Genomic DNA, 4,921 nt, shown 5'->3' on the forward strand with positions numbered 1-4,921 from the left:
CGGCTTCGGCTTCGGCTTCGGCTTCGGCTTCGGCTTCGGCTTCGGCTTCGGCTTCGGCTTCGGCTTCGGCTTCGGCTTCGGCTTCGGCTTCGGCTTCGGGAGTGTCGCTCTCCAGAGCCTCGGCTTCAAGAGACTCGTTCTGGGGGGGCCGGTTCCGGGAAGGCCCGCGCTCCGTGACCCGGGCCTCAACGGCCGCCGCCTCCGAGGCGCCGGCCCCGGAAGACTCCCGCGCCGGCCTCGGGGTGCTTTAGGGAGGTACGCCATGAAGCTCGACGCGCCCGTGCCCGGCGGGCCCTGCTGGACCGAGCTGGGGACCAGCGACCTGGACGCGGCGAAACGGTTCTACGGCGGGCTGTTCGGCTGGCGGACGGAGACGGACCCCCGGCAGGAGGCCGGCGGCTACACGATGGCGTACCTCGGCGAGGACGCCGTCGCCGCGCTGACGCCGCTGTACCAGCCCGGTCAGCCGGTCGCCTGGAACGTGTCGTTCGCCGTGTCCGACGCGGACGTCAGCACGCGGCTGCTCGTCGAGGCGGGCGGCAAGGTGCTGGTCGGCCCGATGGACGTGTTCGACATCGGCCGTTTCGCCGTGGCCGCGGACCCGGGCGGCGCGGTCTTCCAGCTCTGGCAGGGCAGAACCTTCCCGGGCGCCGGAGTCTTCAACTCCCCCGGCGCCCTCGGCTGGGTCGAACTCCTCACCCGCGACACCTCACGCGCCGAGTCCTTCTACACCACCGTCTTCGGCTGGACGATCCGCCCCTCCGCCCGCTACCCCCAACTCGGCGTAGGCGGCGAGGACTTCGGCGGCATGCTCACCATGGACGACCGCTTCCCGCCCGAGGTCCCCCCGCACTGGCTCCCCTACTTCGCGGTGACCGACGTGGACAACACGGCGTCCACAGCCGGACGTTCGGGCGGTACGACCCTGATGGCACCGATGACGGTCCCCGAAGGCCCCCGCATCGCCGTCCTGCGCGACCCGCAGGGCGGAGTGTTCGGGGTCTACCGGAGCGCGGCGGGCTGACGCCCCGTCAAACCCGGCGGATGGTCCGGCGAGTGGTCCGGCACGCGGGTGCGGCGCGTCGGGAACCCCCTTCACGCCCCCTCGTGCACTTCTGCGCTCGCGTGCGCGCCGCCCGCCCCGGGCATCGCTCACTTCGTACGGAACGCTCAGGACGTGACGCCTCAGGGCGGACCGGCTCTGGACGGAACGCCAGGAACGGGAGGCCCGGCACGCGGACGCCCGACACGCGGACGCCCGGTACGCGGACGCCCGGTACGTCGGCGCCGGGCACCCGACATGCGAACACCCGGCACGGATTCACTCACGAACGCACAGGACACGGCACGGGGAGGTGCACGTGCACGGACCGGCTTCGCTCGGCTGGCTGCTGGTGGCGTTGTGCGCGGCGACGGGAGCGTACTGCCTGCTGCGGATGCGCAGCGCGGACAAGGGGCAGCGCGGGGCCGCGGGCGGCGAGGCGGTGATGGGGTTCGGGATGGCCGCGATGGCGGTACCGGCGGGGGTGTTCACGCCGCCGGGGTGGGCGTGGCCGGTGTACCTGACGGTGTTCGGGGTGGCGGCGGCGCGCTCGCTGTGGGCGGTACGCGGGAGTGGGCGAGGTGGTTCCGGTGGCCCGAGTGGGCTGGTCGGACACCATGCGCATCACCTCGTGGGCGCGCTGGCGATGGTCTACATGGCCGCCGTAATGGCCGCGACGCCGTCGCACGTGCATGCGCACGGGAGTTCAGGCGTGCCGCTGCTCACGGGCGTACTGCTCCTGTACTTCGCGGCGTACGTCCTGACGTCCGGCGCGAGACTCGTACCCGTGGGGACGGCGACCGGTGGGGGCGGCGACGACGAAGGCAGCCGTCCGGGATGGGGCGACCGCCCGGAGCTGGCGCGGGCGTGCCGCTTGTCGATGGGGATGGGGATGCTGGCGATGCTGCTGAGCATGTGACACCACCAAGCCACCAAGCCAGTTACGTGGCCTCGCTCGCCCACCCCGCCTCAAACAGTGTCCTGCGTCACTTCGCCGCCCCGACACCTCCCTTGAGCACACCCCCCTCATAGGCTGCTGCCCATGACGGTCCCCGCGGTCCTCCTCCTGCTCGGTCTCGTGACCGCCGTCGCGGCCCCCCGGCTGCTCGCCCGGGCCAGTTGGCCGGACCGGGAACCGGTGGTCGCGCTGTGGGCCTGGCAGTGTGTGGTCGCGGCGGTGCTGCTGTGCTGCGCGCTGTCGATGACGTTGAGCGCGGCGGCGGCGTGGCAGGCGGTGCGGGGTCATGTGTTCGCCCCGGCGCCGCGCGCGGTCGTGGAGGCGTACGCCCTGACGACGACCGGCCCTTGGGCGGCGGCCACGGCCGTGTCACTGGCGTGCGCGGGCCTGTGGAGCGGGGCGATGCTGGTCCGGGAGGTCGCCCGCGCCCGGCGCCGGCACCGGGTCCGGTGTGCCGAACTCCGGCTGCGGGTACCGCTGTTGCCGGGTGAGCGGCCGGGCGGTGAGCGGCTCGTGGTGCTGGAGGGCGACCGCCCCGACGCCTGGTTCCTGACCGGCGCGAAACCCCAACTCGTCGTCACCACCGCCGCGTTGCGCCGCCTGAAGGGGCGTCAGCTGGACGCCGTACGCGCTCACGAGCAGGGGCACGCTCAGGCGCGGCACGACTGGCTGTTGCACGCCTCGGGAGCGCTGGCGAGCGGGTTCCCGCAGGTGCCGGTGTTCGCGGCGTTCCGCGACGAGATGCACCGGCTGGTCGAACTCGCCGCGGACGACATGGCGTCGCGCCGCTTCGGCCGGCTCACCACGGCCCTGGCGCTCGTCCAACTCAACGAGGACAGAGGCGTGTTCGGCCCCACCCCGACCCCGGACGCGCACGTCTCCCGACGGGTCGACCGCCTCCTGACACCCCCGAACCGCCTCCCCCCGACCCACCGCCTGCGCCTCACGGCACTCGCAACCCTGGTCCCGGTGATCCCGGTGCTGATCACGCTGGTACCGGCGTTGCACGCGCTGAGTTGAGGACGGCCCCGAGCAAGCGCTGAGCCGAAGCCCGGCTCCCCCGCCCGAGCCCGCACACCGGGCCCTGCCACACCCCCGCACCAGCCACCGACCCAGCCTCCGCCCAGCAGAAGGACCGAGCCCCCGCCTCAAGGTCCCACGCCTCCAAACCTCGCGCCCGAAGCCCCACTCCCCCAAGCCCCACACCCGAAGCCCCACTCCCCAAGACCCCACGCCCCGAACCCCCGCCCCCCGAAGCCACCCCCGCGCCACCCCCCGTTCGCCTCCCCCGCCTCCCATCGGCGAGGATCGACCCATGCACCCCCCACCCCTCGCCACCCCGCCCCACCCTCCGACCCACCCCCCGGCCGCCCGCGCCGCCCTCCTCCTGGGCATCCCCTTCGTCCTCCTGCTCACCCTGGTGTGGACGGAGTGGCCCCCGATCCTGGACGCCGACGGTGAGATCTCCCGCACCACACACCGCTGGGCCGTCGACTCCCCCGCCCTCTCCCAGGCGTCCCGCATCCTCACGGACTGGGTCTGGGACCCCCTGACGATGCGTCTGCTGCTCGGAGCGGTGGCCGTGGGGCTCGTGATCCGCTGGCAGGCGTGGGGCACGACGCTGTGGCTCGCGGTCACCTCGACCGTGGGGACGCTGATCCAGCAGGGCCTGAAGAGCGCGGTGGGCCGGGAGCGCCCGGTCTGGCCCGACCCCCTCGACTCGGCCCACTACGCGGCCTTCCCCTCGGGCCACGCCCTCACCGCGACGGTCGCGTTCGGGCTTCTGCTCTGGCTCCTGCACGTGCACGGCTGCTCGCGCGCGGTCTGGCGCACGGCGGTCACGGTCTCGGCGGTGTCCGTCGCCGGCGTCGGCCTGACCCGGATCTGGCTGGGCGTGCACTGGCCGACGGACGTCCTCGGCGGCTGGCTGCTGGGCGCGCTGATCGTCGTAGCGGCGATCGAGGCGCACCGCCGCGTACTGAACAGCGACCCGCACCGCTGAACGCCCCGCACCGCCCACGTCCCACCCCCTCCACCACCGGTCGCCCTCAACTGCCCCCCAGGTCAAGCCCCCTGCGCCGGAGAGTGCCCCGGGTAGAGTCCAGCGCATGAGCGCAGTGCTGTTCGACTTCTCCGGGACCCTCTTCCGTATCGAGTCCACCGACTCCTGGCTCCGTGCGGTGGTCGAGGACGCCGGACTCACCTTGCCCGAGGCCGAGTTGGCCGGGTACGCGCGCGCCCTGGAGGAGGTGGGCGCGCTGCCCGGCGGCAAGGGCGAGGTGCGGGTGCCGGAGGAGCTGGCGGAGGTGTGGCGGGTGAGGGACGAGAGCGCCGAGGCGCACCGGGCCGCGTACACGGGCCTGTCCCGGCTGGTCCCGCTGCCGGACCCGGCGCTCCACGACGCGCTGTACGAGCGGCACATGCAGCCTGCCGCGTGGTCGCCGTACCCGGACGCGGCGGAGGTGCTGGGGGCGCTCAGGGCGCGGGACGTCAGGATCGCGGTGGTGAGCAACATCGGGTGGGATCTGCGGCCGGTGTTCCGGGCGCACGGTCTGGACCGGCTGGTCGACGCGTACATCCTGTCGTTCGAGCACGGCGTGCAGAAGCCGGAGCCGAAGCTGTTCGCGATCGCCTGCGGGGCCCTCGGGGTCGAGCCGCGGTCGGCGGTGATGGTCGGGGACGACCGGCGGGCGGACGGCGGGGCGGCGGCGCTGGGCTGCCGGGTGCACTTCGTGGACCATCTGCCGGTGGCCGAACGGCCGGACGGGCTACGGCCGTTGCTGCAATTCGCGGGCTGAGCGCGGGCCGGGGGGGGGTGGGGGGGGGGGGGCCCCCCCCCCCCCCCCCACCGCGACAACGGGCCCCGTTCTGTCGGGCCCATCTGTGACGACGCGCCATGTATCGCTGAGCTGTGCCTCCTC

The 4,921-nt window shown here is 73.7% G+C and carries 5 protein-coding genes; all 5 read left to right on the forward strand.

Translation table 11 applies throughout. From position 1 onward, the window contains the following. Window positions 1-262: 262 nt before the first annotated feature. The 5 genes from PV682_RS23095 to PV682_RS23115 all read left to right on the forward strand — a co-directional run bounded on the left by PV682_RS23095 (window position 263) and on the right by PV682_RS23115 (window position 4,798). Window positions 263-1,024, forward strand: coding sequence for a VOC family protein (locus PV682_RS23095; protein WP_319732798.1), 762 nt, complete (start codon window positions 263-265; stop codon window positions 1,022-1,024). A 337-nt stretch (window positions 1,025-1,361) separates the two neighbouring features. After that, complete coding sequence (locus PV682_RS23100) at window positions 1,362-1,961, forward strand: DUF5134 domain-containing protein (RefSeq protein ID WP_319732800.1); 600 nt, start codon at window positions 1,362-1,364, stop codon at window positions 1,959-1,961. Between the two features lie 123 nt (window positions 1,962-2,084). Further along, complete coding sequence (locus PV682_RS23105) at window positions 2,085-3,020, forward strand: M56 family metallopeptidase (RefSeq protein ID WP_319732802.1); 936 nt, start codon at window positions 2,085-2,087, stop codon at window positions 3,018-3,020. Window positions 3,021-3,315: 295 nt separating this feature from the next. Beyond that, a complete protein-coding gene (locus tag PV682_RS23110; RefSeq protein ID WP_319732804.1) occupies window positions 3,316-4,002 on the forward strand; it encodes a phosphatase PAP2 family protein in 687 nt (228 codons plus the stop codon). Window positions 4,003-4,108: 106 nt separating this feature from the next. Continuing rightward, on the forward strand, window positions 4,109-4,798 hold the full coding sequence (locus PV682_RS23115) for an HAD family hydrolase (protein ID WP_319732806.1): 690 nt from the start codon (window positions 4,109-4,111) through the stop codon (window positions 4,796-4,798). Window positions 4,799-4,921 lie beyond the last annotated feature (123 nt).

Source organism: Streptomyces niveiscabiei (assembly GCF_033794345.1).
GTDB lineage: Bacteria > Actinomycetota > Actinomycetes > Streptomycetales > Streptomycetaceae > Streptomyces > Streptomyces niveiscabiei.